The organism is Leucobacter sp. NPDC077196, from assembly GCF_040687075.1.
Classification (GTDB): Bacteria; Actinomycetota; Actinomycetes; order Actinomycetales; family Microbacteriaceae; genus Leucobacter.
Genome location: NZ_JBFBML010000007.1, coordinates 113,559 through 139,180, shown reverse-complemented (window position 1 = coordinate 139,180; position 25,622 = coordinate 113,559). Strand labels below are relative to the sequence as shown.

24 protein-coding genes are annotated in these 25,622 nt (G+C 67.5%); 8 read left to right on the top strand and 16 right to left on the bottom strand.

Translation table 11 applies throughout. The features are described from left to right. Nucleotides 1-69: 69 nt before the first annotated feature. From AB0O71_RS09370 to AB0O71_RS09355, 4 genes are all read left to right on the top strand, one after another. Complete coding sequence (locus tag AB0O71_RS09370; protein WP_363744574.1) at nucleotides 70-1,131, top strand: ABC transporter ATP-binding protein; 1,062 nt, start codon at nucleotides 70-72, stop codon at nucleotides 1,129-1,131. A gap of 59 nt (nucleotides 1,132-1,190) precedes the next feature. Continuing rightward, nucleotides 1,191-2,366 (top strand): extracellular solute-binding protein, encoded by a 1,176-nt coding sequence (locus tag AB0O71_RS09365; protein WP_363744571.1) that lies wholly within the window; start codon nucleotides 1,191-1,193, stop codon nucleotides 2,364-2,366. A 95-nt stretch (nucleotides 2,367-2,461) separates the two neighbouring features. Further along, nucleotides 2,462-3,346: an ABC transporter permease gene (locus tag AB0O71_RS09360; RefSeq protein WP_363744569.1), complete on the top strand. Its 885-nt coding sequence runs from the start codon at nucleotides 2,462-2,464 to the stop codon at nucleotides 3,344-3,346. Between the two features lie 22 nt (nucleotides 3,347-3,368). Continuing rightward, complete coding sequence (locus tag AB0O71_RS09355) at nucleotides 3,369-4,178, top strand: ABC transporter permease (protein ID WP_363744566.1); 810 nt, start codon at nucleotides 3,369-3,371, stop codon at nucleotides 4,176-4,178. A 36-nt stretch (nucleotides 4,179-4,214) separates the two neighbouring features. On the opposite strand, the gene AB0O71_RS09350 is transcribed toward AB0O71_RS09355, so the two are convergent. From AB0O71_RS09350 to AB0O71_RS09335, 4 genes are read right to left on the bottom strand one after another with little or no spacing between them, the layout of a single operon-like run. After that, nucleotides 4,215-5,882 (bottom strand): cytochrome c biogenesis protein ResB, encoded by a 1,668-nt coding sequence (locus AB0O71_RS09350; protein WP_363744564.1) that lies wholly within the window; start codon nucleotides 5,880-5,882, stop codon nucleotides 4,215-4,217. Beyond that, the gene (locus AB0O71_RS09345) at nucleotides 5,866-6,603 is read right to left on the bottom strand and encodes a cytochrome c biogenesis protein CcdA (protein ID WP_363744562.1); all 738 of its coding nucleotides are present in this window, start codon (nucleotides 6,601-6,603) and stop codon (nucleotides 5,866-5,868) included. The genes AB0O71_RS09350 and AB0O71_RS09345 overlap by 17 nt, the downstream gene beginning before the upstream one ends. Nucleotides 6,604-6,605: 2 nt before the next feature. Beyond that, on the bottom strand, nucleotides 6,606-7,232 hold the full coding sequence (locus tag AB0O71_RS09340; RefSeq protein WP_363744560.1) for a TlpA disulfide reductase family protein: 627 nt from the start codon (nucleotides 7,230-7,232) through the stop codon (nucleotides 6,606-6,608). Beyond that, nucleotides 7,229-7,873, bottom strand: a complete 645-nt coding sequence (locus AB0O71_RS09335; protein WP_363744558.1) for a histidine phosphatase family protein — start codon at nucleotides 7,871-7,873, stop codon at nucleotides 7,229-7,231. Before AB0O71_RS09335 ends, AB0O71_RS09340 begins: the two co-directional genes overlap by 4 nt. 114 nt (nucleotides 7,874-7,987) lie before the next feature. Between AB0O71_RS09335 and aspS the strand changes: the two genes are divergently transcribed. Then, the gene (aspS, locus tag AB0O71_RS09330; RefSeq protein WP_363744556.1) at nucleotides 7,988-9,331 is read left to right on the top strand and encodes an aspartate--tRNA(Asn) ligase; all 1,344 of its coding nucleotides are present in this window, start codon (nucleotides 7,988-7,990) and stop codon (nucleotides 9,329-9,331) included. A gap of 69 nt (nucleotides 9,332-9,400) precedes the next feature. Here the strand turns inward: aspS and AB0O71_RS09325 are convergent, their stop codons facing one another. From AB0O71_RS09325 to AB0O71_RS09300, 6 genes are all read right to left on the bottom strand, one after another. Then, a complete protein-coding gene (locus tag AB0O71_RS09325; protein WP_363744554.1) occupies nucleotides 9,401-9,898 on the bottom strand; it encodes a hypothetical protein in 498 nt (165 codons plus the stop codon). 65 nt (nucleotides 9,899-9,963) lie between these two features. Beyond that, a complete protein-coding gene (locus AB0O71_RS09320) occupies nucleotides 9,964-11,172 on the bottom strand; it encodes a signal peptidase I (protein WP_363744552.1) in 1,209 nt (402 codons plus the stop codon). Nucleotides 11,173-11,205: 33 nt separating this feature from the next. After that, nucleotides 11,206-11,862, bottom strand: coding sequence for a SipW-dependent-type signal peptide-containing protein (locus AB0O71_RS09315; protein ID WP_363744550.1), 657 nt, complete (start codon nucleotides 11,860-11,862; stop codon nucleotides 11,206-11,208). 7 nt (nucleotides 11,863-11,869) lie between these two features. Continuing rightward, a complete protein-coding gene (locus AB0O71_RS09310) occupies nucleotides 11,870-12,457 on the bottom strand; it encodes a SipW-dependent-type signal peptide-containing protein (protein ID WP_363744548.1) in 588 nt (195 codons plus the stop codon). Nucleotides 12,458-12,634: 177 nt separating this feature from the next. Beyond that, nucleotides 12,635-13,354: a class I SAM-dependent methyltransferase gene (locus AB0O71_RS09305; RefSeq protein WP_363744546.1), complete on the bottom strand. Its 720-nt coding sequence runs from the start codon at nucleotides 13,352-13,354 to the stop codon at nucleotides 12,635-12,637. Next, the gene (locus tag AB0O71_RS09300; protein ID WP_363744544.1) at nucleotides 13,355-14,338 is read right to left on the bottom strand and encodes an NAD(P)/FAD-dependent oxidoreductase; all 984 of its coding nucleotides are present in this window, start codon (nucleotides 14,336-14,338) and stop codon (nucleotides 13,355-13,357) included. It lies immediately after the preceding gene. A gap of 64 nt (nucleotides 14,339-14,402) precedes the next feature. Between AB0O71_RS09300 and AB0O71_RS09295 the strand changes: the two genes are divergently transcribed. Then, on the top strand, nucleotides 14,403-14,951 hold the full coding sequence (locus AB0O71_RS09295) for an XRE family transcriptional regulator (protein WP_363744542.1): 549 nt from the start codon (nucleotides 14,403-14,405) through the stop codon (nucleotides 14,949-14,951). Between the two features lie 54 nt (nucleotides 14,952-15,005). On the opposite strand, the gene pdxS is transcribed toward AB0O71_RS09295, so the two are convergent. From pdxS to AB0O71_RS09265, 6 genes are all read right to left on the bottom strand, one after another. Next, nucleotides 15,006-15,923, bottom strand: coding sequence for a pyridoxal 5'-phosphate synthase lyase subunit PdxS (gene pdxS / locus AB0O71_RS09290; protein ID WP_363744540.1), 918 nt, complete (start codon nucleotides 15,921-15,923; stop codon nucleotides 15,006-15,008). Nucleotides 15,924-16,044: 121 nt separating this feature from the next. Next, nucleotides 16,045-17,361, bottom strand: a complete 1,317-nt coding sequence (locus AB0O71_RS09285) for an alkylhydroperoxidase domain protein (RefSeq protein WP_363744538.1) — start codon at nucleotides 17,359-17,361, stop codon at nucleotides 16,045-16,047. A 22-nt stretch (nucleotides 17,362-17,383) separates the two neighbouring features. Beyond that, nucleotides 17,384-19,066 (bottom strand): ABC transporter ATP-binding protein, encoded by a 1,683-nt coding sequence (locus tag AB0O71_RS09280; protein ID WP_363744536.1) that lies wholly within the window; start codon nucleotides 19,064-19,066, stop codon nucleotides 17,384-17,386. Beyond that, nucleotides 19,063-19,935 carry an ABC transporter permease gene (locus AB0O71_RS09275; protein ID WP_363744535.1) on the bottom strand — a complete coding sequence of 291 codons (873 nt, stop codon included), beginning with the start codon at nucleotides 19,933-19,935 and terminating at the stop codon, nucleotides 19,063-19,065. The genes AB0O71_RS09280 and AB0O71_RS09275 overlap by 4 nt, the downstream gene beginning before the upstream one ends. After that, nucleotides 19,932-20,894, bottom strand: a complete 963-nt coding sequence (locus AB0O71_RS09270; RefSeq protein WP_363744534.1) for an ABC transporter permease — start codon at nucleotides 20,892-20,894, stop codon at nucleotides 19,932-19,934. The genes AB0O71_RS09275 and AB0O71_RS09270 overlap by 4 nt, the downstream gene beginning before the upstream one ends. Continuing rightward, on the bottom strand, nucleotides 20,891-22,534 hold the full coding sequence (locus AB0O71_RS09265) for a TIGR04028 family ABC transporter substrate-binding protein (RefSeq protein WP_363744532.1): 1,644 nt from the start codon (nucleotides 22,532-22,534) through the stop codon (nucleotides 20,891-20,893). The genes AB0O71_RS09270 and AB0O71_RS09265 overlap by 4 nt, the downstream gene beginning before the upstream one ends. Before the next feature lie 188 nt (nucleotides 22,535-22,722). Between AB0O71_RS09265 and AB0O71_RS09260 the strand changes: the two genes are divergently transcribed. Further along, the gene (locus AB0O71_RS09260) at nucleotides 22,723-24,900 is read left to right on the top strand and encodes an FAD/NAD(P)-binding protein (RefSeq protein ID WP_363744530.1); all 2,178 of its coding nucleotides are present in this window, start codon (nucleotides 22,723-22,725) and stop codon (nucleotides 24,898-24,900) included. Continuing rightward, nucleotides 24,893-25,600, top strand: coding sequence for an SDR family oxidoreductase (locus AB0O71_RS09255; protein ID WP_363744528.1), 708 nt, complete (start codon nucleotides 24,893-24,895; stop codon nucleotides 25,598-25,600). Before AB0O71_RS09260 ends, AB0O71_RS09255 begins: the two co-directional genes overlap by 8 nt. Nucleotides 25,601-25,622 lie beyond the last annotated feature (22 nt).

The window sequence follows — 25,622 nt, the reverse complement described above, 5'->3', positions numbered from 1 at the left end:
CCTTAATCCTCTAAACCCATATGTTATGTTTCATCTATCCGGCCGACAGCGACGTTGAGGAGCATCCGCATGACACATCACGCCCCCACCCCGGAGCAGCAGGGGGACATCGCCGTTTCGGTGCGCGGCGTTCGGAAGCAGTTCGGCGACCTCGTCGCAGTGAACGATCTCGACATCGAGATCCGGGCCGGCGAATTCTTCTCGATGCTCGGGCCATCCGGATCAGGCAAAACGACCGTGCTCCGCATGATCGCCGGCTTCGAGGAGCCCACCGCTGGTTCGATCCTGCTGCACGGCACTGACGTCACGAGGTCGGCGCCCTTCGACCGCGACGTCAACACGGTGTTCCAGGACTACGCGCTCTTCCCCCATCTCACCATCGCTGAGAACGTCGCGTACGGGCTCAAAGTGCGCGGCGTCTCCGCCGCCGAGCGCCGTCGTCTCGTGGCGGAGTCGCTCGAGCAAGTGCAGCTCGCGCACGTCGCCGACCGCTCGCCCGCACAGCTCTCCGGCGGTCAGCGCCAGCGCATCGCCCTCGCTCGCGCCCTCATTCTGCGCCCCAAGGTGCTCCTGCTCGACGAACCGCTCGGGGCCCTCGACAAGCAGCTGCGCGAGCAGATGCAGTTCGAGCTCAAGCAGATCCAGCGGGAGGTCGGCATCACGTTCGTGTTCGTCACGCACGATCAAGAGGAAGCGCTCACGCTCTCCGACCGAGTCGCCGTATTCAACAACGGGAAGATCGAGCAGGTCGGCAGTCCGCGTGAGGTGTACGAATTTCCTCGCACCGAATTCGTCGCGAGGTTCCTCGGAATCACCAATCTGCTCACCGATTCGACGGCACAGCGCATCCTCGGCGAGAACGCACCGCACAGCGTTCGTCCGGAGCGCGTGCGGCTCGTGGATCCCACTGCGCCACTGGACGCCGCAGATGTGGCGCTCGCCGGCACCATTCTCGAAACGGTCTACGCCGGTGCGCACACCCGCTACCTCGTCGAAACCGACAGTGGCACCCGATTCATCTCCGAGGCGCAGAACACGCACACCCCTCGCACCCACCCGAGCATCTCGCGCGGCGACGCCGTGAGCCTGCGGTTCGCCCGCGATCACGCGGTCGCTGTGCCGAGCGCCTGACCCTGTTTCTCACTCGATCCACACGCACCACACACCGAATCGCCTACGAAGGAGTACCGATGCACAAGAAACTCGTCATCCCCGCCGCCCTCGTCGCCGCAGCCGGACTCGCCCTCTCGGGCTGTTCGAGCAGCGGCGGTGAGACCGCTCCGGGAGACATCGCGATCGACGTTCCCGACCTGCCCGCGCTCGAATCAGTCGGAGACATGGAATCGGAGGTGAACATCGTCGCCTGGTCGGGCTTCGTCGAACCGGCGTGGGCCGACCAGTTCACCGCAGACACCGGCTGCAAGGTCAACCGCAAGGTCGCCGCAACGAGCGACGAGATGGTGCAGCTGATGCGCACCGGCGAGTACGATCTCGTCTCCGCCTCGGGCGACGCAAGTCTGCGACTCATCGTCGACGGCAACGTGCAGCCGCTGAACACAGAGCTGATCCCGAACTTCGGTGACGACATCGTCGAAGGCATGAAGGGGCAGCTCTACGACACACTGAACGGCAACGTCTACGGCATTCCGATCGGCCGCGGCGCGAATATCCTCGAATACAACTCCGACGTCGTCACTGAAGAACCCACCAGCTGGGATGTGGTCTGGGAGGACGACAGCCCGTACGCGGGCAACATCGCAGCCTATGACAGCCCCATCTACATCGCAGATGCGGCGATCTACCTCATGGCCACGCAGCCCGATCTCGGCATCGAGAACCCCTACGCACTCGACGACGAGCAGCTCGCGGCAGCAGTCGAGCTGCTGCAGCAGCAGAACGGAATGGTCTCGGAGTACTGGTCGCCCGCGACGAATGTGACCTCGTTCACCGGCGGCAACTCGGTGGTCGGCACCTCCTGGGAGGTACTGCGCAAGGCGACGCAGGACGAGAAGTTCAAGAGCGTTCTGCCCGAGGAGGGCTCGACCGGTTGGTCGGACGCGTGGATGCTCGCGGCGGAATCCGAGAGCCCCAACTGCGCCTACGCGTGGATGGACTACACGAGCAGCCCGGAGGTGAACGGCCAGATCGCGATGAACTTCGGCATGGCGCCCGCCAACGCCGCGTTCTGCGAGACCAGCGACGAGGCTCGTGAGCACTGCGAGTACTTCAACGCGACCGACGAAGAGTACTTCGAGCAGGTGTGGTTCTGGACCACGCCGATCGATCAGTGCCTCGATGGCCGCACCGACGTGCAGTGCACGAACTACCAGGACTGGACCAGCGCCTGGGCCACCGTCAAGGGCTAAGGCCCCGACATCGGGTGACCGGGGGCCCGCCGCTCCCGGTCACCCGGTCCACTCGCTCCATCCGTCACACCACGTCCCGTCTGTGAGGAACCATCGTGTCGAACCAGCCGACCCTCGAGCGCCGCACCAAACCGGTCTCGACCGCGCTCTACCGTCATCCGCGCGGCCGCCTCGCCTCGCTGCTCACGCTGCCGATGGCGTGGCTGCTCGGCGTCTACATCCTGTCGCTCGTGCTGCTGCTGATGACCGCGTTCTGGACCACCGACCCGTTCACCTCCCGGGTGAAGCCCGGGTTCACGCTGCAGAACTTCGAACAGCTGGTGACTGTGCCCGCCTATCTGTCGACGGCGCTGCGCACCCTCGGCATCGCCCTCGCGGTCACCGCGATCTGCGCCGTCGTGTCCATTCCGCTCGCCGTGTTCATGGCAAAGGTCGCCGGCCCGAGACTCAGGGCCGTGCTCGCGGTGCTCGTCACCCTGCCGCTCTGGGCGGGGTACCTCGTAAAGATTATCGCGATGCGCCTCGTCTGGACCGATGAGGGTTTCTTCAACTGGGCGCTGTCTCCGTTCGGGATCACGGGCCCGGGCTTCGGCACGCTCACCGTCATCCTGACCCTCGTCTACCTCTGGTTCCCCTATATGGCGATTCCGGTATACGCCGCCGTGTCGCAGATCCCGACCAATCTGTTCGACGCTTCTTCCGACCTGGGTGCAAGCGGCGCCCGCACGATCCGCACCATCGTCGCGCCGCTGCTGCTTCCATCGCTGATCGCCGGATCCGTCTTCACGTTCTCACTGAGCCTCGGCGACTACATCGCGGCCATGTACGTGGGCGGCTCGACGCAGATGATCGGCAGCATCATCGCGCAGAACATCAATCTGAATCCACCCCTTGCTGCGGCATTCTCCTTCGTGCCGATCGTGCTCGTCATCATCTACCTCAGCGCGGTGCGCCGCACCGGCGCGCTCAACAACCTCTGACCGAGATCCGCAGGAGACCGACATGCTTCGTCTGAACCGCACCACGCGCGCCGCGCTCACCGTCATCACGGTGATCGCGCTCGGGTTCATGTACATCCCGCTGTTCGTGATCGTCATGAACTCGTTCAACTCGGGCCGCGTCTCCGGTTGGCCGATCCCCGGGTTCTCGCTGGAGTGGTGGGGCAAGGCGCTCACAAACCCGGCCGTGCACGCCGCCCTGCTGAACTCGGTGATCGTGGCGTCCGTCGCAACGGCCTTCGCCCTGCTGCTCGGCACGCTCGCCGCGTTCGCACTGCAGCGCTTCCGCTTCTTCGGGCAGCACACCGTCAACCTGCTCATCGTGCTGCCGATCACGCTTCCCGGCATCGTCACCGGTGTCGCGCTCTCGAACACGTACTTCCAGGTGCTGAAGCCGATGGGCATCAACATCGGCTACTGGGGCATGATCATCGCGCACGCCACGTTCTGCGTGGTCATGGTCTTCAACAACGTGATCGCTCGCCTGCGCCGCATGCACCCGAATCTCGACGAAGCGTCGATGGACCTCGGCGCCGGAATCGGTCAGACCTTCCGGCTCGTCACCTTCCCGCAGTTTCGCAGCGCCTTCATCGCCGGTGGTCTACTCGCCTTCGCGCTCTCATTCGATGAGATCGTGGTCACGATCTTCACCGCCCCGCCGGGTGTCGAGACCCTCCCCCTCTGGATCATGAATCAGATGGCGCGGCCCAACGAGGTGAATCAGGTGAACGTGGTGGCGACTGTCATGATTCTGCTCTCACTGATTCCGGTCTACTTCTCGCAGAAGGTCTCGGCGGTCAGCGACGCGAAGTAGTTGGCGACGCTCCGCGCGCGGCATAGGAGGCGCACGCTACAGGCGGTCTCGGTGCTTGTCGCGCAACTCCTCGACCGCCCGTTCGAGCGCCGGGTCGTCTCCACGGGCCAGCGCCGCGTACTGCAGCACGAGTCCGTCGTCGGTGGGAACGGCCTTCACCCACATGCGCCGGCGCGCGACGAACAGCGACCACACCAGGCCGCCGAGCGCGAGCAGCGCGAACACGAGCACGAACGTCTGCGCCGGATTGCGCATCACGTCGAATGAGGCGTATCGAGGCACGTCGTCGAGCGTGATCGTGCCCATCCCGTTGGGCAGCTCGGTTGTCTGCCCCGGTGTGAGCTCGATCGATTCCGCGTCGATCGCGCGACCCGTGAGCTGCTCCATGTTCGAGGTGTCGAGCGAATACACGGAGCGCGGCACGCCGTCGTCGATTCCGAGGTCGCCGACGAAGACATCGAGCGTGAGCACGGGGTTTTCAAGATCGGGGTAGTTCGAGGTGTAGGCACCCGTGTCGAGATCAGCCTTCGTCGGGTAGAAGAACCCGCGCAGACCGACCTGCACCTGTTCTCCCGCTGCATCTGTGATGCCGTACGGCACCTTCACGACGCCGAGCGAAGTCATCGTCATGTTGTCCTGCGGAATGAACGGCATCGCCTCGCTGTAGACGACGGTGCCCTCGGCGTTCTTCACCGTGATGCGCGGAGCATACCCGTTCGCGATCAGATAGATCGGCGACCCGTGCACGCGCAGGGGGTGGTTCACCTGAATCGTCTCGTCGCTGATACTCCCGTCTTCGGGATCGATGAGTTCGAGGTTCGCCGTGTAGTCGCGCACCTGCCCGATCGCGTTCGTGTTGCCGTCGTCGGGGGTGACGTAGGTGACGTCGAGCGAATCGAGCTTCAGGCCGAACGGATCGAGGCTCGACGAGTCGAATGCGCGCCCCGTATTCACGGTGTCGTAATCGATGAGCTGATTCACCATGGTTTCGCCCTCGACGAGCACCTTCTGCCCATTGAAGGTGAAGACCCCGCCGACGCCCACGCTGATGAGTACGCCCAGCAGTGAGATGTGAAAGAGCAGGTTGCCGGTCTCGCGCAGATATCCGCGCTCGGCCGACACCGACACCGTCTCCACGCCCCGGCGCGAAACCCGCTGGATGTCGGTGCGGTAGCGCAGCTTCTTCAAGACACGAGCCGCCTCCTCGACGGCGCGTTCGGCGAAGGCCGTGCGATCCTCGTCGCTCGCTTCGGGGTTCACCAGTCGCACCTCGGAGAATCCGGCCATACGCTCGAGGCGAGCCGGCGTCTTCGGGGGTCGACCGCGCCACGCCTTCCAGTGGTGCGTAATGCGGGGGATGACGCACCCGATCAGCGAGATGAAGAGCAACAGGTAGATCGCCGAGAACCACACCGAGCCGTAGACGTCGAACGCCTGGATCGGGAAGGCGTCGAGAATCGGGAAGAGCTTGGGATGATCGGCTTCGTACTGCACCACGCCGTTCGGGTCGGCGCTGCGCTGCGGCACGAGCGAGCCGGGAATCGCCGCGACGGCGAGCAGCAGGAGCAGCACGAGCGCGACGCGCATGCTGGTGAGCTGCCGCCAGAACCACCGCATCCAGCCGGTGAAGCCGAGTTCGGGCGATTCGGCGCGGAGTGACCCGCCGGCCCCGGTTCCGTCGTCGTAATCAGAGGGGCGTGACATAGCCGCCAATCACCGCCTGCAGTGCGTACATCATCTTGCTCCAGAGGCCGGTCACCATGAGGAGACCGATGAGGATCAGCAGCCCGCCGCCGATCAGGTTCACGGCACGAATATGCCGCTTGAAGAATGTCATCGTCCGAGTGAGCCAGCCGAAGCCGAGCGCGGCGAGGATGAAGGGGAGGCCGAGGCCGATGCAGTAGGCGATCGCCAGCACGACCGATCGAGCCACCGAGCCCTGCTGCAAGCTCAACGTCATGATCACACCGAGCGTCGGGCCCATGCAGGGCGTCCATCCAACGGCGAACACCGCGCCCAGGAGCGGCGCCCCAGCGAGCCCGAGCTTCGGCTTGATGCGCATCTTCTTCGTCGTCTGCATCCGATTGAAGAGCCCGACGAACACGAGCCCCATCACGATGATCACCGCGCCCATGACTCGAGTGATCACGGACTCCCACTCGAGGAGCCACACTCCGACCGTTCCCGCAGCGGCCAGAAACGCGACGAGCACGACGGTGAAGCCGAGCACGAACAGCACTGAGCCGAGCAGCACCCGACCGCGCGGGGCGCGTTCACCGGGAGCCGAGCCGGCAGTAGACCCAACATACGCGAGGTAGCCGGGGACGAGCGGCAGTACGCATGGGGAGAGGAACGAGAGAAGACCCGCGGCGATCGCGATGAGCGATGCGACGAGCAGTTGCCCATCGGCGACGATGTGCTCCACTGCTACTGCTCGCCGGCGGCGTCGCTCGATTCGGCGAGGGTCTCGTCGATGAGGGTGCTCAGCTGAGATGCACTCGCGAGCTGCCCGAGCACGCGGTGCGCCACGCGCCCCTCGCGATCCAGCACCAGTGTCGTCGGCACCGCATTGAGGGGCACCTGGCCCGCGAACGCGCGCTGCACCGAACGGCCGCCCGCGTTGTCCATGATCGAGGGGTACTCGATATCGAACTCCTGCGAGAACTGCTGCGCCTGAGCCACCTGATCGCGTGTGTTCACACCGACGAACTGCACGCCCTCATCCGAGTATTCATCGAATGCGGTGACCAGATCGGGGGCCTCGACGCGGCACGGAGCGCACCCGGCGTACCAGAAGTTCACGACCGTCACCTCGCCTGCCGTGTCGTCGGAGCCGAAGGTCTCGCCGCTCTCGTCCACCCCGGAGAACTCGACGGGCTCGGTGCGCTCTGCGGTCGGTATGCTCAGCGACGTCCCGTCGCCCGAGACGTAGCCCTTGTCGCTTCCCTCCTGGTACTGCGACGCGAGGTCTGAGCCCTCGCTGCTGCAGCCGGCCAACAGCAGAGCGGTCGAAAGCGTGAAGGTGACAGCGGTGGCGGTGCGTCGCAGGCTCATACGGCTCCTACATCTACGGCGTCGTCGATCAGGCCGGCGGCGGGGGTGCGGTAATCGACCTCGAACCAGCGCTCGCCGCGCTTCTCGAAGGTGGTGATGCTCGACAGATCGCAGCGTCGCGATGACGGGTTGTGGAACAGGGGCTTACCGATGATGTCGAGGTGTGCCATCCAGATCGGTGATTGGTGCGACACCATCACGATGTCGCCATCGCGCGTCGAATCCCAGGCGTCGTCCATCGCCGACCGCACGCGATCCGCGATCTGCCGGTAGGGCTCCCCCCAACTCGGGCGGAACGGATTGAGGTAGCGATACCAGTACCGCGGCTTCGTGAAGGCGCGGTCGGCGCCGGAACTGACCATGCCCTCGAATGCATTGGTCGGCTCGATGATGCGTTCTTCGGTCGCGATCTCGAGGCTGAGCGCACTCGCGATCGGGCGCGCGGACTGCTGCGCGCGCTCCAGCGGCGAGGCGAAGAGCTTGGTGACGACCCGGTCGCTGCCCGCCAACTCGAGTGCTGCGGCCTCCGCCATCTGGTGGCCGCGTTCAGACAGGCGGAATCCCGGAATGCGCCCGTAGAGCACGCGATCCGGATTGTGCACCTCGCCATGGCGCACCAAATGCAGCAGTTTGTCGCTCACACATCCATTGTACGTTCGGAGTGTCTGGGAGTTCGGGGCTGAGCCAGCAGCGGTCACCGCAATCACCCGATCGCCCCGTACAGCGCTTCGCACCGTGACAGCTAGACTGTCCGGGTGACTGAGCGTGTATTGATCAAGGACCTGGCCGCCCGCGAAGACGGCATCGTGCGTGTCTCTGGATGGGTGGAGAAGGTACGCGACCAGCGGTACGTGCAGTTCGTGGTGCTGCGTGATGAGTCGGGCGCGGTGCAGCTCGTCAATGGCGGCGTGCTGCGCGAGCCGGATCCCGAGAACCCCCGTTCAGACGTTCTCGTGCCCCGCACCACCACCATCTCAGAGCTGACCCAGGGATCGTTCGTCACGGTCACGGGCGAGCTGCAGCACAACGAGCGTGTGAAGCTCGGCGGCGTCGAGGTGCAGATCGAGGAGATCGAGGTCGTCACGGCTTCGCTCCCCGACAACCCGGTCGCCGGCGACTCGAACATCGACGTGCGTCTCGACTGGCGCTTCCTCGATCTGCGCCGTCCCGAGCAGAACCTCGTCTTCCGCGTGCAGACCGCGTTCCTGCACGCGCTGCGCCAAGTGTGGGTGGATCGCGGCTTCATCGAGATCCAGACCCCGAAGCTCATGGCGAGCGCCTCCGAGTCGCGCGCCGAGCTCTTCGAGGTCGAGTACTTCGAGGGCAAGGCGTTTCTCGCGCAGAGCCCCCAGTTCTTCAAGCAGATGGCACAGGCTGCGGGCTTCGGCGGCATCTTCGAGGTGGGCCCCGCTTTCCGCGCAGACCACTCGTTCACGTCGCGGCACGCGACCGAGTTCACCTCAATCGACACCGAGCTGAGCTGGATCGACTCCCCCGAAGACGTCATGGAGCTGCACGAGGAGCTGCTCGTCGCCGGCCTGACCGCGGTGAAGGAGCAGCTCGGCGCTGAGATCGAGAAGCTCTTCGGCATCGAGGTCGAGGTGCCGTCGCGCCCGTTCCCGCGCATCCCCCTCGCCGAGGCGAAGGAGATCGTGAAGGCGGAGGGCTACGAGGTGCCCCGCGCCGATGCCGACATGGATCCCGAGGGCGAGCGTCGCATCGCCGCTCACGTTAAGAAGAAGTACAACCACGACTTCGTGTTCCTCACGGACTACGACGCGTCGATCCGCCCGTTCTACCACATGCGCAACGCTGAGAACCCGCAGCTCACGCAGAGCTACGACCTCATCTACCGCGGCACCGAGATCTCGACGGGCGCGCAGCGCGAGCACCGCATCGAGGTGCTCGAAGCCCAGGCGGTCGAGAAGGGCATGGACCCGAAGGAGCTCGGCTTCTACCTCGACTTCTTCCGCTACGGCGTGCCGCCGCACGGCGGCTTCGGCATGGGCCTCAACCGTGTGCTGATGCTCCTGCTCAAGCAGCAGTCGATCCGCGAGGTGACATACCTCTTCCGCGGGCCGAACCGCCTGCTCCCGTAGGTCCAAACGTTCGCGTCGACGGCGCCCCTCGCTTCTGTCGATGGGCGCCGTCGGTGCGCGGGCAAGACCTCAGGTGCTCGGAAGCGTGCTCAACGTGCAGGTGGGGTTGATGCCCGCGAGCCCCATCGATGCGGTTGCCACGAGCCATTGCGATTGCCAACCGCCGGGGCCGACGAATCGGATTCCGAACACGACGCTCCCGCCGAGCAGGCCACCGAGCAATCCGCTGTTCACGACGGTCGTGTACGCCGCGGGCGTGCTTCCGGTAGTGTTCACGTTGCCGAGCAGGGGTCCGGTCACCGGAATGAGCCCGGAGCTCGAGACGTACCCATATTGCGCATTCGCTGAGGTATACCCGGTGGCGCCCACCGGTGCGCGCCAATAGATCGTCACACGCGGATTGAGCCCCAGCGCGCCCGGTGTGGTCACGCAGTTCGCCCTCGATACCGGTGCCGGGACCGTCAAAGCGGTGAACGTCGCGCGCCCCGAATCCCCGTCCGTCCAGAGCGCCTCCGTCTGCTGCGGTGGCTGCGACAGCCCGGTCGCCACGATGCCCAGGGCAATCATGCCCGCGGCGAGTCTGGTTCGACGACGGGTGCGGACGGCGGTGTCATCCCGGTCGCGGCCCCGGATCAAGCGGCGCTGCACGGCTCTCCCGCCGTCCGTCGTCCGCGCAGGAGCGAGGCGACGCCCGCGGCCGTCAACCCCGCCGCAACGGCGACGAAGCCGAGTGCCCAAGCGGGCTCGGTCCCGGTAGTCGGCAGGGGTGCGATCGGCTGGGGACTCGTCGCGACCGCCTCACTGCCTCCGGCGGCGCGCATGGTGAGCGCGACCATGCCCGACGCAGGTGCGGGAATCGTAGCGGTCACCAGCAACCACTGCTCCTCGGTGGCGCGCATGGCGGTGAGTGGCATCGCGGCAGCCCCGACATCGACGCGTCCGCGGTTCTCGAGCACCGCCTCATCACCCGCACAGCGCCCCTCGTTCCAGGCGACGTCGCAGCTGCGCACGTCGAGGGTCAGTCCGAGCTCTCGCGATCCGGCGGCCGCGAGCGAGACCTCGACGATTCCGGGATCGGGGGCGTCGACCTGCACTCCCACTTGCCAGACCACCGGCACGCCGGGCCGCATCGTGCGCATCGCGTCGGCGTCCCCGATCGACGTCAGCGTAATATGCTCGCCTCGAATGACGACCGGGGTTGCCTCGGACGGCGCGACGGCCTCGGCGCCCGTCGGAGCAAGGGTTGCGCCGACCAGACCCATCGCGATCGCGCTCACCGCCACGACGCCGGCGGCCGTGCGATCCTTCGCCCCGCTCTCGCGCGCACCGTGCAGTGGCGTGCGGGAGCCGTCTCGCCGCGGTCGCGGCCAGAACGCCCACGTCACCAATACCGATGCCGAGAGCGTCAGCCCCCCGAGCACCCAGGGGTTCGAGAACCAGACCACAACCTTCGCCAGGTGCGGTACGGACATCATCACGATACGCGTCTCGGTGACGGTGTACGGCAGCGGATCCTCGGCGTCATTCGCATCGCCCCGCATGGTGATCGTACGACTCTCACCCGATCCCTCGATCGAGGTGACGCGGTGCGTGACGGGCAACTCTCCGGGTCGGTCGACGGTCAGCACATTGCCGACCTCGATATCCGACGCTGGGATCTCACGCACGACCGCGAGCGACCCCGTTGGGATCGTGGGCGACATCGATCCGGTCTTGAACATGATGAGCGAGACGTTGCAGAGCGCCGACACCAGCACGAGCACCATGCACACCAGACCGCCGAGCGCTGCAATATTCAACAGCGTGTTCCCCACAACTCGACCCGCGTTCCCCCGCGTCATCGCCTCCCCCTTTCACCCTGCATGCCCGACCGTTCACGAAGTCGATGTTCCCGTCACCGTCCACGTCGCGGTCGTATTGGTCCCCTGCGCGGCATTCGAGGTTCCGGCGGGCAGCGTGACGGCGAAGCAGTATGCGACGGGCGACGCTCCCGCAGCAGCAAGCGGAACCGAACCGCTCCCCGCGACCGTCAAAGCGCTCCCGTTGGGCACGACCACGCTCGACGAACCTCCGAACGACGTCGAGTCGCACGTCTGAGCCGCCGGAATCACGCGCACCCCGTAGGTGAGGAACCCCGCAAGGCTCGTCGCCGACGTCGTCGTTGTGGTGGGTGCGCTCAATGTCGCAGTACCCCCGACGTTCGTGGCGTCTGTCGTACGCACCAAGAACTTCGCATACGTGGTGGTTCCCGGCGACATCGCCGTCGGCGTCACCGCGAACGTCAGTGCGGCGGGGGTCGCGGCAGGGTTCTCGGTGTACGTCGCCCCGTTGTTCGCCGAGCCGACGACGCCGAACGTGCTCGCAGTGAACGTCGCCCGGGCCGATTCAGTGTCGGTCCATGCCGCGAGCGTCAACGATCCGCCCACCCCGAGCACGAGGGCGCCGGCGAGCACCGCGCGCGTCTTCGTGAACCAATCTCCCCGCGCTCTGCCATGCCCACGAATGCCGGTCGAACGGCCTCTGCGGTTCACGGCAGACCTACAGAGCGTCGCCCGAAACCGCTGCGAAGTTCCAGGTGATCTCGCCCTCGACGCCCTGCGCCAGGTCATCGCCCGCCGTCACGCGGAAGCACACGTTCTGCACGTCGGCGAGGCTGTCGAGGGCGAACGTCGCGGCGTTCTCGTCGGTGCCGGCGGCGTAGGCCTCCTCGGTGCACCCGAGGGTGTCGGTGAAGACGTAGTCGGCGGTGATGCCCACGAGCGCGGGATCGACGGCCTGTGCGATGGTGACCTCGGCATCGTATGTCGCGTCGCGCTCGAGCTGCACCGCGAACGGGGCGTAGACGACGTCATCGGGCGCGAGGTTCTCGGCGCCCACGGTGAATTCGAGCTCCTCGGCTTCGGCTTCCGTCGGATGATCGCTGAACGCCGTGCCATCGGTCGAGCCCTCGATGCCGAAGTTGCCGCTGCCGAACACGCCGGTGGCCCATTCGTTGTCGGTCCAGGCCGCAAGCGTGATCGCCGCCCCGACGCCGAGAACGAGCCCACCAGCGAGGATCGCGCGCGCCTTCGTCCATCCGCGCTTCGATTCCGGTGCTGCTTCTACGCGCTCCGTGGTCATACCCATTACCCCCTTGTACGCCGCGCAGCCAACTTTCCTATGACTGCACTATGGTGACAGGGTACGTGGAACCCATCTGACGCAACAGGCCTTGCGCATCTCGGGCATGTCGGATCGGGCGCGCACTGCGGTGAGGTGAACGAGGGGGACGAGGTGACCGAATAGCGCGCGGCAGCCCGTCGCTCAGCGCCGCCGGGCTACGACGACTGAGTCGCTGAGTCGGTGCTGGGTTCCATCGGGTCCGCGCCCGTCTCGCTCGCGCACCTCCGCGACCGCGACCTCCCAGGCATCCTCCGCCAGCTCCAGTGCGGCGAGTTCCGTCTCCGGGGTCGGAAAGTCCTCGTCGTGGTGCGACGACCACTGCGGAGCGGCCGCGTGAGCGATGAGCACGAGTCTGCCCCCGGGAGCCACGCGGTCAGCAGCGGCTCGCAGAATGCGCTCGCGCGGCAGTTCTACCGGAGATTGGAAGAAACTCGCTGTCACGAGGTCGAACGGAGCCGCACCCCCATCGATGGCCGCCGGATCCTCACTCCAGCGACCGAGGTCTGCAGCGATGAAGTGTGCGCCCTCGAGCCGCCGCTCCGCAGCCGCGAGCTGCGCCCGAGCAACCGCGGTCGAAGACAGGTCGATGCCCGTCGCGTCCCACCCGCGCTCGGCGAGCCAGTGCACATCTCCGCCTTCGCCGCTCCCCAGGTCGAGCGCTCGCCCTGGGGTCCAGCCCTCCGCAAGGTCGGCGAGCGTGCGGTTCACGCTGCCCGACCAGACGCGGTCGGCCGAACCGTACCGCTGCTCCCAGAACGCGATGGGATCCGTCGGTGCGGGATCGTGAGGCTCGGAGAGCGGTGCGGGATGCGGCACCGGATGCGAATCGTGCGCGTGCGCGCCGTGCTGGTGAGCGCCCAATTAGACCACCTCCGCTGCGGCGAGGGCGTAGTCCTCATCCACGAGAGCGGCATTCACCGCTGCCCCGGCCATCGTTCCCGCGCCCATCACGAGCGGCACCGTCGCTGCCGGACTCACGATATTTCCCGCGGCCCAGACGCGCGGATGACTCGTGCGCTGCATCGTGTCGACTGCAATGAACGCACCCATCGGAGTATCGCTGCGATCGAGCGCGAGCTCAGAGAGGAACCCATCTTGGGGCACCATCGCGAATCCCGTGAAGACGGCATCGATTGCGAACTCCTGCCCATCCGAAGTGCGCACCGCACTGACCTGCGACCCGGAGCCGACGACCTCCTCGACCGGAGCCGGCACGAGGCGCACCCCGCGCGCCCGCAAGCCCCGTTCGGTATCGGCATCGAGCACGCTGGAGCCCTCCGCATCCACGAGCCCCTCCGTGAACACCGTGACGTCGTCGCTCCACTGCCGCAGCAGCTTCGCCTGGTGCAGTCCCATCGGCGAGGTCGTCACGACCGCGATGCGCGTTCCGCGCACTTCCCAGCCGTGGCAGTACGGGCAGTGCAAGACGCTTCGGCCCCAGCGTTCTGCGAGCCCGGCAATCTCGGGGAGTACGTCGGTAACGCCGGTCGCAGCAACCAGGGCCCGCGTCGTGAGCACCTCCCCCGATTCGAGCTCGACAGAGACCGAGCCGCCCACGGGTTGCGGCGATCCGGCGCCCTCGACCGTGTCGCGCACCGCACGTACCTGAGCGGCCCGAAACTCGACCCCGTAGCCCTCAGCCTCGGCGCGACCGCGATCGAGCAGTTCGAGCGGGGGTGTTCCGTCGAGTCCCAGCACATTGTGCATGTGTGCGGCGAAGCGGTTGCGGGGCGCCCCGCCGTCGAGCACGAGCGTGCGCCGCAACGAGCGCCCGAGCGCCTGCGCAGCACTCAGGCCGGCAGCGCCGCCGCCGATCACAATGGCATCCCAATCTGTTTTCGTCATGCCATCAGCATCGACGCGATGTGCAATAATTGCAATCTGGTTTGCGAAAATGGCAAGGATACGCATGGATGAACTGCAGCGGCTCGGGCCGCGCTTACGCGCCGCCCGGCAAGACCGCGGATGGACTCTCGAAGATCTCGCCGCTCGGGCAGGCATGTCTCCGAGCACGCTCTCCCGGCTCGAGTCGGGTAAGCGCCAGGCGAGCCTCGAGCTCTTGCTTCCCGTGACGCGGCAGCTCGGCATCCGCGTCGACGACCTGCTCGATGCGCCGGATCGCGACCCCCGCGTGCACCGCTCCCTCATTCGGCGCGAGGGCATGACGATCGCTCCGCTCACCCGCGAGGCGTCGGAGGTGCGCGCCTTCAAAATCACGTACTCCCCAGATGCGCCGGAGTGCGAGTTGCAGGTGCACGAGGGGCACGAGTGGCTCTACGTGCTCTCGGGCAAACTGCGCCTGTCTCTCGCCGAGCGGGAGCACGTGCTCGGCCGGGGTGAGGCAGCGGAATTCGACACCTCCGTACCGCACCGCATGCGCGCTGACGGCGCGAAACCGTGCGAGGTGATCAGCATCTTCAACACGGTCGGCGAGCGCCTCCACCTGCACACGACCTAGCACCCTTGATCCAGACTTCGTCGTGAGGGAGGAGCGGCACTTTGCCGAGTGCCGTCACCATCCGCGCTCGGCCAGGCGGTGCGGCGCGGGCAGGTCGGCGACGTTGATGCCCACCATGGCCTCGCCGAGCCCGCGCGAAGCTTCGGCGACCTCGCCAGGGTCATCGAAACGCGCCGTCGCTCGCACGATCGCGGCGGCACGCTTCGCAGGGTCGCCTGACGTGAAGATGCCGGATCCCACGAAGACCCCGTCGGCGCCGAGCTGCATCATCATCGCCGCATCCGCGGGCGTGGCGACCCCGCCCGCGGTGAAGAGTTTCACCGGCAGGCGACCGTTGGCCGCGATCTCTGCGACGAGATCGTACGGCGCAGCCAGGTCTTTCGCCGCGACGTGCAGTTCATCTGGGCCGAGCGCAGAGAGGCGGGCGATCTCACCGCGAATCGTGCGAATGTGCTTGGTCGCCTCCGAGACATCGCCGGTGCCGGCCTCGCCCTTGGAGCGGATCATCGCTGCACCCTCCGAGATGCGGCGAAGCGCTTCGCCCAGGTTCGTCGCGCCGCACACGAAGGGAACCGCAAACCGTTGCTTGTCGATGTGGTGCACGTAGTCGGCCGGCGACAGCACCTCGGACTCGTCGATGCAATCCACCCCGAGCGCTTCGAGTACCTGCGCCTCCACGAAGTGCCCGATGCGGGCCTTCGCCATCACGGGAATCGAAACGGTCGCTCTGATGCCGTCGATGAGGTCCGGGTCGCTCATGCGCGCCACCCCGCCCTGTGCGCGGATGTCTGCCGGAACGCGCTCGAGCGCCATTACGGCGACGGCACCGGCGTCTTCCGCGATCCTCGCCTGTTCGGGGGTGACGACATCCATGATCACCCCGCCCTTGAGCATGTCGGCGAAGCCTCGCTTGACGAGGGGCGAGCCGGTGGTCGGAGCTGCGGTGGACGCTGATGCCTGGGATTCGGTCATACGCACTACCTTGCCCGGCTGCATTGGTCTGTCTCAAGGTCCACAAGTGTCAAGTTGCAGGAGACCAATTCCTGGGGCCCGCTGGCTCCTCGATGGATCGGGGGGCCAGCGGCGGTGCGCCTCAGGCCGTCGTGGGTTCGCCGATCGAGAGCATCAGGCGGTTCGCCCAGTTGAAGAAGGCGCCGGCCTGAATCGCGTCGAGCAGTTCGAGCTCGCCGAAACCTTCTTCACGCAGGGCGGATATCTCGGCCTGCCCGAAGCGCGGCGGCGTCGCCGTCAGAGCGACGGTCGCGTCAACGATGGCGTCGATCCTCGTCGAGATCCGCGCCCCCACCCCCTCGTCGAGCAACCGCTGCACCTCGGTGCGATCGGCGCCCTGCTCCGTCGCGAACCGCGAATGCACCGAGGCGCAGAACACGCACCCGTTGAAGCGCGAAGCGGCGGCCGCTGCGAGTTCGCGCTCGGCGCGAGGCAACCCGGCGTCGGTGTTGAAGAAGATGTCGAGATCGGTGAGCGTGCGCTCGCGCAGCGCTTCAGGATCGCGCGCGAGCAACCGGAAGTAGGGCATGTGCACGCGGTCGCGCTGCACGAGCGCGTCGTAGTGCGCCTCGGTGAATTCGGCGACCGGCAGGGGCTCGAGCCACGGCTTCCACCCCAGCACGTCTTGCGTGAAGCGTGCGGGCTCGTCGACACGAGGCGCAGCTGGCAACGCCTCAGAGGCCGTCACCGGCGCCTGCTCGGCCGACGCTCCAGCACGTTCGCGCGCCACCGCGGCAACCTGCGCGGCGAGCGCCGGGAGGTCTTCGGCGCGCGTCGCCGGAACCCCGCCGACGCTCTCGCGCAGTTCGCGCAGGCCGTGTGCCACGCGCAGCTGGAATGCGAGAAACGAGATGAGCTGGGAGAGCGTGACGATACCGGTGCTGCTCCATCCGGCGTCGAGCAGCCGCCCGAGGCGCTCGCGATCGGCGTCGCGGGGGTGGAGCACGAGCATGTGGGCGTGCTCGAGGGCTGCTGCGAGCCGATCGCCCAGCGCGTAGGCCGCTTCGACGGACGCGACGCGGTACTCGGGGCCGGCCTCGCTCTCGGGCGCGTTCTCGGCGCGGAACGCCCCGTAGGGGCCCTGCCCGGCAGCGCGCCCGGCTTCTGCGACGATCAGGGGCTCGAGCCCGGCGCCGCCCCCCGTCTCGCGCAGCAGCGCACCGTAGAACGCGACGGCCTCCGGCTCCTCGTGCAGCTGCGCGACGAACAGCGCGACTGCGGCCCGCTCGGCCAGCGACACCTCAGAGGCGTCGAGCGGCACGAAGAGCGCCTCGAAACTGCCCTGGGCGTGCTGCTTCGATTCCGGGCGGCGATCGCGCGCCCGATCGAGGGCATCGCCTGGAAAGATGCCGGTGAGCGATGCGATGACGTCTGCGGGAACGTATGCGGGAAGGGTCATTGCGGTGGTGCTCCTTCTAGTGTCAGATCTCCCAGTGCCCCGACGACAGCGATGCGCCGGGGATCGCCTCGATGAGGCGCTGGGTATAGGGGTCTTGCGCGTTGCTGAACACGTCTTCGGTGCGGCCGTGCTCCACCTGGCGGCCGCGCTGCAGCACGGTCACCGTGTCGGAGATCTGGCGAACGACGGCGAGATCATGCGAGATGAATACGTAGGTGAGGCTCAACTCCTGCTGCAAGCGCGCGAGCAGTCGAAGAATCTGCGCTTGCACCGTGACGTCGAGGGCCGACACGGCTTCGTCGAGCACGACGAGCTCGGGTTCGACGATCAGCGCGCGGGCGATCGCGACGCGCTGCCGCTGACCACCCGACAGCTCGCGCGGGCGACGCTGGGCGAACTCGGCAGGCAGCGAGACGATTTCGAGCGCGTGGGCCACGCGTTCGGCGCGATCCGCGCGACTCCCGGTGCCGATGCGGAAGTTCTTGAGCGGCTCGGCGAGCGTCTGCCCCACGGAGAGACGAGGATCGAGCGAGCCGTACGGGTTCTGGTAGACCATCTGCGTGGTGCGCCTGAACTCGCGCAGGCCGGAGCGCCGCAGCTCGGTGACCTCGGCACCGTCGACGCGCACGCTGCCCGAGGTCGGCACCGCGAAGCCGGCGATCGCACGGCCGGTCGTCGTCTTGCCCGATCCCGATTCGCCGACGAGCGCGTGGGTCGACCCGCGTGCGACCGAGAACGAGACCCCGTCGACCGCAACGAAGGCGTCGTCACCGCGCCCGAACACCTGATGCAGGTCGCGCACTTCGACGAGCGGGGCTGCCGGCGCAAACGATGCGGGAGCCGCAGCTGCACCGCCGGGAACGGATGCGACAGCGATCGTCTCCCGTTCGACGAGCTTGCCGAACGAGGGCGCATCGGCCATGAGCTGCTTCGTGTAATCAGACGACGGCTTCGCCAGTACCTGCGCTGCCGGGCCGGCCTCTTGCACCTCGCCGCCGCGCATCACGACCACGCTGTCGGCGCGATCCGCCGCCACGGCGAGGTCGTGCGTGATGAACAGCACGCCCGTTCCCATCTCCTCGCGCAGGCGGTCGATCAGATCGAGCACGGTGCGCTGCACGGTGACATCGAGCGCGGAGGTGGGCTCGTCGGCGATGATCAGCTCGGGATCATTGGCGAGCGCCGCCGCGATGAGGACGCGCTGACGCATGCCGCCGGAGAACTCGTGCGGGTACTGCTTGGCCCGCTTGATGGGCTGATCGATGCCGACCTGCTCGAGCAGTGCGTGGACGCGATCGTGCACCTCGTCGCGACTCGGTCGGCCGTGGATGCGCAGCGATTCGCTGATGCTCTTTCCGACCGGTTGCACCGGGTTGAGGGAGTTGCCCGGATCCTGCGGAATGAGCCCGATGCATCGGCCGCGCAGGTCGCGCCAGCGCCGCTCGGGAAGTCCGACGAGTTCGGTCGACCCGAGGCGTCGCTCGTTCAGCGTGACGCTGCCGGCGGTCACCCGCCCGTTGGCGGGGAGCAGGCCGATGACCGATTGGGCGACCGTGGTCTTGCCCGATCCCGACTCGCCCACCACTGCGGTGACCTCGCCGGCGCGCACGTCGAAGCTGACCCCGCGCACGGCATCGATGTGCCCCTGCCGAGTGCGGTACTGCACCGCGAGATCACGGATGCTGAGCAGCGGTTCGACGCTCATGCGTTGCCTCCATCGCTGATGGCCCGGCTCAGTCGGTTGCTCGCGAGCACCACGAACACCACGACGATTCCGGGAAGCACGGTCAGCCACCACGAGGTGGCGAGGTAGTTACGGCCCTCGGCGATGAGCAGGCCCCACTCGGGCGTGGGCGGCGGTGCGCCGTAGCCGAGGAACCCGAGCGTCGAGATCTGCAGGATCGCCGAGCCGAGCTGCAGTGCGGCGAGCGCGATCACGGCGGTGAGCGAGTTCGGCAGAATGTGCCGCCACAGCACCCCGAAGAAGGTGCCGCCGGAGCCGTAGGCGGCCTCGACGAACTCGCTCGCGCGCACGCTCACCACTTGGGAACGCGAGAGGCGAGCGAACACCGCGATCGACGTGGCTCCCACTGCGATCGCCGCATTCGTCGTACCGAATCCGAGCAGAATCACGATGCTGAGTGAGAGCAATAGGGTCGGGATCGCGAGCAGCACGTCGACCACGCGCATGAGGGCCTCGTCGACCCATCCGCCGACGGCGCCCGCGGTGATGCCGATGAGCGTGCCCGCGACGAGGCCGACGAGCACGGCGATCAACGCTGCGCTGATCGACTGCGAAGCGCCGTAGATCACGCGCGCGTAGAGGTCGCGCCCCGTCGCATCGGTGCCGAACCAGTGCTCGGCGCTCGGCGCCTGCAGCGCTGCCCCGACGCTCGCGGTCGGATTGACCGAGGTGAACAGCCCGGGAGCCACGGCCCACGCGAGTGCGATAAGCAGCACGAGCGCTGGCACGATGATGCCCGGGCGCAAGAGGGCTCTCCACGAGAACGCGCGTGCTCCGCGCGCGCCGCTCGGCGGCACCGCGCGTGCGGCTGAAACGTCGATCGCGGTCATGCGGTCGCTCCTATCGACTTGCGCGCGGTGCGCTGCCTGAGCCGTGCATCGAGCACGGGGTAGAGCAGATCGACCACGAGGTTGATCGTGACGAAGACGACGGTCGCAATGACGACGACCGCGAGCAGCACGGGGGTGTCGCGGTTGGCGACCGCCTGCGCCGTGAGCGCGCCGATGCCGACCCGGCCGAAGACGGCCTCGGTGACGATGGCGCCGCCGACGAGCTCTCCGAAGAGCAGACCGGCCATTGTCATCGCCGGCAGCAGGGCGTTCGGAGCGACGTTGCGCCACAGCAGCCAGCTCGTGCTGGCGCCCCGCGCCCGCACCACCGCGATGAACGGCTGCTCGCTCACCTCGTCGATGCTGCGCAGCAGCACCTGCGCGAGGGGCGCCGCGATGGGGATCGCCAGCGTGATGGCCGGCAGAATCAGCGCCTGCATCTCGGTCGCCCCGATCGTCGGCACGAGACCGAGCTGGAACGAGAAGACCTGGATGAGCACGATGCCGATCCAGAACACGGGCAAGGAGACGAAGAGCGGCGGCAGGTTGCGGAAGAGGCGTCGCGACCAGCTGCCCGCGCCGTAGCTCGCGGTGAACGCGATGACGACCGCCAAGAAGACGGCGAGGATCAGCGCGACCACCGCGAGCGTCAGCGTCGAGGGCAGCGCCTCGGCGAGCAGCGTTGAGACCGCCGCTCCGCTCTGCACCGAGTACCCGAGATCGCCCTGCAAGAACGCCCCGACCGAGTCGAAGAACCGCACGAAGAACGGACGGTCGACGCCGTAACTCGCCCGGATCTCGGCGAGTTGCTCCGCCGAGAGCCCGAGATCAGGATTGCCGAAACGCGCCATCACCGCGTCTCCGGGGAGCGCGGCGAGCAGCACGTAGGCGGCGGTGTACGCGAGCGCGAGGACCAGGATCGCCTGGCCCACGCGCCGCAGCAGCGCCGCCCGACTCACTTGCCGAGCTGCACGTCGTAGAAGGAAGGACGACCGATCGATTCAGTCGCGAAGCCCTCCACCGTCGCCTGCAGACCGAAGACCTGCGGCTCCTCGAAGAGGGGCAGCACGTATGCCTGCTCGGCGAGTCGCTGCTGCGCCTTCGCCGATGCCGCCGCGCGCTCCTCGGAGGTCGGCACCGAGGCGATCTCGGCGAGCGCGGCGTCGAGTTCGGGGTCGTGGATGGTGCCCGACTCCGTATCGAGATTGAGGTTCGCGTTGCGATTCGTCGAGAAGATCTGCGACTTCAGCACATCGAAGTCAGCGCGGCCGACCATGGAGTGGTACACCTGGATCGTGTCCGCGTCGAGACGCGCCTCGTCTTGCGCGGCCTGGTCGCCAGGGAAGAGTTCGACCTCGATGCCGAGCTCGGCGAGCTGCTCCTGGATGAGGGTGACGACCTCCTTCGAGCGCGGCTGCGGCAGCGCCTCGTTGAAGGTGATCGAGAGGCGCTCGCCGTCCTTCTCGCGGATGCCGTCGGATCCCGGCGTCCAACCGGCGTCGTCGAGCAGCTGCTCGGCCTTCGCGGGATCGTACTCGTAGAACTCCGACGTATCGGCGTAGCCGAGTGCGGTCTCAGCGAGGATGCCGGTGGCGAGCGGGTAGTTCTCGGTGAACAGCGTGCTCACGATGGCCTCGCGGTCGATGCCCGCGATGATCGCCTGGCGCACCTTGATATCGGTGAGGGGGGTGTGGGCGAAGCGGAAGCTGAGGCTGTTGTTCACGCCGTTCGTCGCCGCGTGCACGAGCTCGAGGTTGTCGCCGGCGAACTGCGCCTCATCGGGCGCGGGGATCGCGCGTGCGATCTGCGCCTGCCCCGACGTCACGGTGCCGACGCGCACGCTCGACTCGCCCGCGACAATGATGTTCACGGCGTCCAGGTGAGCGCGACCCTCGTGCTCGCGCGACTCCGGCGCCCAGTCGTAGTCCTCGCGCACTGCCAGATCGGTCTGCTTGCCGATCTGCTCGTCCGAGATCACGAACGGCCCGCTGCCGATGATCTCGGTGGCGTTGCCGGGACCGAACTCCTCGTTCGTGCGGTCGAGGCTGGCGTTCGCGAGCAGACCGGAGTTGATGGTCGACGTCGCCTGCGCGAAGCCGGGGGACGGAGCGCTGAAGTAGAACTTCACCGTGTACTCGTCGACGGCCTCGCCGTGGTCGTAGTTGTTGATGGCCTCGGAGATCGACAGCGCGCGGTCGGTGTCGCCCTTGCCGTAGAGATCGAAGTTCTTGACGACGTTCTCCGCGTTGAGCGGTGTGCCGTCGGAGTAGGTCACGCCCTCGCGCAGCGTGAACGTGTACTCCGTCGCATCCTCGTTCACCTCGGGCAGTTCGCTCGCGATCCACGGCTCGAGCTCGAGCGTCTCGGGGTTCTGATAGAGCAGGCGATCCGTCACCTGATTGACGACGCCGCCATTCGGGTAGAAGCCGGCGGCCGGCGGGTACAGCGTGTTCCAGGTCTGCGGTTCGAGGTAGGTGAGCGTGCCGCCCTCCTGAGCCGTGGCGTCGCCGGAGCCGCTGCCCGCGTTCGCCGAGCACCCGGTGATCGCCATCGCGGCTACGGCCATCGTGGCGATCCAGGCGATGCGGTGCTTCTTCATGGTGCTCCTTCTGCGAACTCGTGAGTCGTGTGACGCTGCCCGTTCGTCGTGATGCGGGCAACCCGGCTAATGTTATAGCTCTCATAAGCTAGCGGAAATCTTCGGTGTCACAGAACTTCATGAACTCCTCACGTCACAAACGGTCATCCGATCAGACAGCAGCAGCTCGGGCGGCGTATAACGGAACTATGAGCCCAGTCCCGACGATCGCCATCATCGGCATCGGCCCGCGCGGCACATCGCTCGTCGAGCGCATCGGGGCTCACCTGAGCGAGACCAGCGGCGGCACCCGTGCCGACGACACACCGGGTCTCGAGCTGCACCTCGTCGAGGAGACCACCTTCGGCGCAGGGCGCATCTGGCGCACCGACCAGACCCGCGAGCTCTGCATGAACACGCTCGCCGATGCCGTCACGCTATTCACCGAACCCGGCAGCTCGGTCGCGGGCCCGGTTCGCGTCGGGCCCACGCTCTTCGAGTGGGGATTGCTGGCACTCGCAACAGCGACGTCGAGCGCATCGACGTCAAGCCCACCGACTTCGAGCGCACCACCGGCCGCGCTCACCGACGCGATCGCGGCAATCCCGGCATCGCACGCTGCGGCCGTCGAGGCCCACCCGATCCGGCCCGGGTTCGCCGACGAGTACCGCAGCGAACTCGAGGCGTTCCGCCCCGAGTCCCACCCGAGCCGGGCTCTCTACGGCGAGTATCTGCAGTGGTGCCTCGAGCGAGCCATCGCTGAGCTGCCCGCCGGGGCGCGCATCGTGCGGCACCGTGATCGAGCGGTGGGCGTTGCACCGACCCAGACCGGGCGGCAGCGGATCGAGCTGCGAGACGGAGGGCCGATCGACGCGGACGCCGTCGTGCTCGCGACCGGATGGATGCCGAGCGTCGAGACCGCCGAAGAACGCGAGTTCACGGCCGCGCTCGCCGAGCGCCCCGACCTCTCGTGGGTGCGCCCGGCCAGCCCCGTCGAGCAGAATCTGAGCGGAGTGGGATCGGGCGAGCACGTCATTGTGCGCGGCATGGGCATGGGGTTCTTCGACACCATGGCGCTGCTCACGCTCGGGCGGGGCGGCGAGTTCGTCACTGACACGCGGGCGCGCGGCGGGCTGCGCTACGAGCCCTCGGGGCGCGAGCCCGTGTTGCACGTGACCTCGGGGCGGGGCGTGCCCTTCCGCGCGAAGACGCTCTACGGTTCGCTGCCGCCGCGACCCGAGCAGCGCTTTCTCACCGGTGTCGACTGGACGACGGCACCCCGGCCCATCGACTTCGACCGCGAGTTCTGGCCGCGCATCGTCGCCGATGCGCACTTCGACCACTACCGCACACTGCAACGCGTGCGACCGAGCGCGACGACAGCCACTGCCGATGACGTCGAGTCGGCAATCACCGCCGCAATCCAGCCGCATCTCGCCGCCGCTCCCGTCGCGAACCCCGTCTCGGATCGCGACGCCGCTGACGCAGATGCGCTCGAAGCGGTCGCCCGGAACGTGGCAGACGTGGTGGCGCCGTTCATCGCGGATGCCGCCGATCGACTCGATCTGCTCGGCGAGATGCGCCCGGTGCAGCACGTCTTCGACAGCGCGGAAGCGTTCGACGCCTGGGTGATGGGACGCGTGTCCCACGACCTCGATGAGGCCGCACTCGGTCGCGACAGCGCATGGAAGGCGGGGCTCTGGTCGGTGAGCTCTGCGCGGGGGGTCGCCAACCGCGTGGGTTCGCTCGGAGGCTTCGACGCCGAATCGAGGGCCTCGGGATTCGCGATGCTCATGGCCGTCGGCGGCATGGCAGGATCGGGACCGCCCGCGTTCCGCAACCGCCAGCTGCTGGCGCTCGCCGAGGCCGGATTCGTGCGCTTCATCGGCCCGAGGGCCCGCGTCGCCATCTCCGACGCAGGGTTCACGGCCGCGTCGCCGTGCGTGACCGATTCGCAAGTGACCGCTGCGACACTCATCGATTCCTGGATGCACTTCCATCGCCTCGCCGACAGCTCCGACTCGCTCGCGCTCGGCCTGGTCGAAGCCGGGCGAGCGCGGCCGTTCCGCATCAGCGCGCGATCCGGCGAGCCCCGTGAGACCGGCGCCTTCGACATCGATCCGGCGACCGGGCTGCTCGTTCACGCCGACGGCTCGCTCGACGACGCGGTGCACATCGCCGGCATCCCGGTCGACGCGGCGCTCCATGACACGGTGATCAGCCCGATGCCGGGAACCGATCCCCCGATGCTGCGCGAAACCGATCGCGTGGCGCGCAGTCTCATCGCAGTGGCCCGACAGGCCCGATCCGGGCTCCCGCCGAGCCGCGGTGCGGCCCCCGACTCCCCCGCGCATCCCCGACCACTTGAAGGAGCCCACCGTGTCTGATCAGCATGCGAACGCACGCCCCGTCGCCCTCGTCACGGGCGCTTCGGGCGGGATGGGGCGCGAGATCGTTCGCGACCTCGCCCGCACCCATCGCGTCATCGCCGTCGGGCGCAACGCCGAGCGTCTCGACGCGGTTGTCGCGGAGACCGGTGCGACCGGGTGGCAGCTCGACGTCACCGACCACGAAGAATTCTCGCGCAGGATCGCCGAGCTCGACCGGCTCGACGTGCTCGTGCACGCTGCGGCGATCGGCGACCATCTCTCCGTGGAGTCTGCCGACGACGCCGCGTGGCAGCATCATTTCGAGGTGAACGTGACCGGACCAGCGCTGATCACGCGCGCCGCGCTCCCCCTGCTGCGCGCCGCGACGGCGACGGTCGTGTTCATCGGTTCCGGTGCAGGCACGCGCGCCGTACCGGGCAGCGCCGTGTACACCGCGACCAAGCACGCACTGCGCGGGGTTGCCGACGTACTGCGCATCGACGAAGAACCGCACCGGGTGCGCGTCGTCACCATCGCACCCGGCCAGACGGACACCGACATGCTGCGGGCCGGAATCGCCGCGGACGACTACACGCCGGAGCGCTACATCCGACCGGAGTCGGTCGCGCGCACCGTGCGCTTCGTCGTCGATGCACCCGCCGACGTGCAGCTCACCGACATCGCGGTGCGACCCCGACAAGAGATCGCGCGCCTGTGAACGGGCAGCACCACCGTTCGCT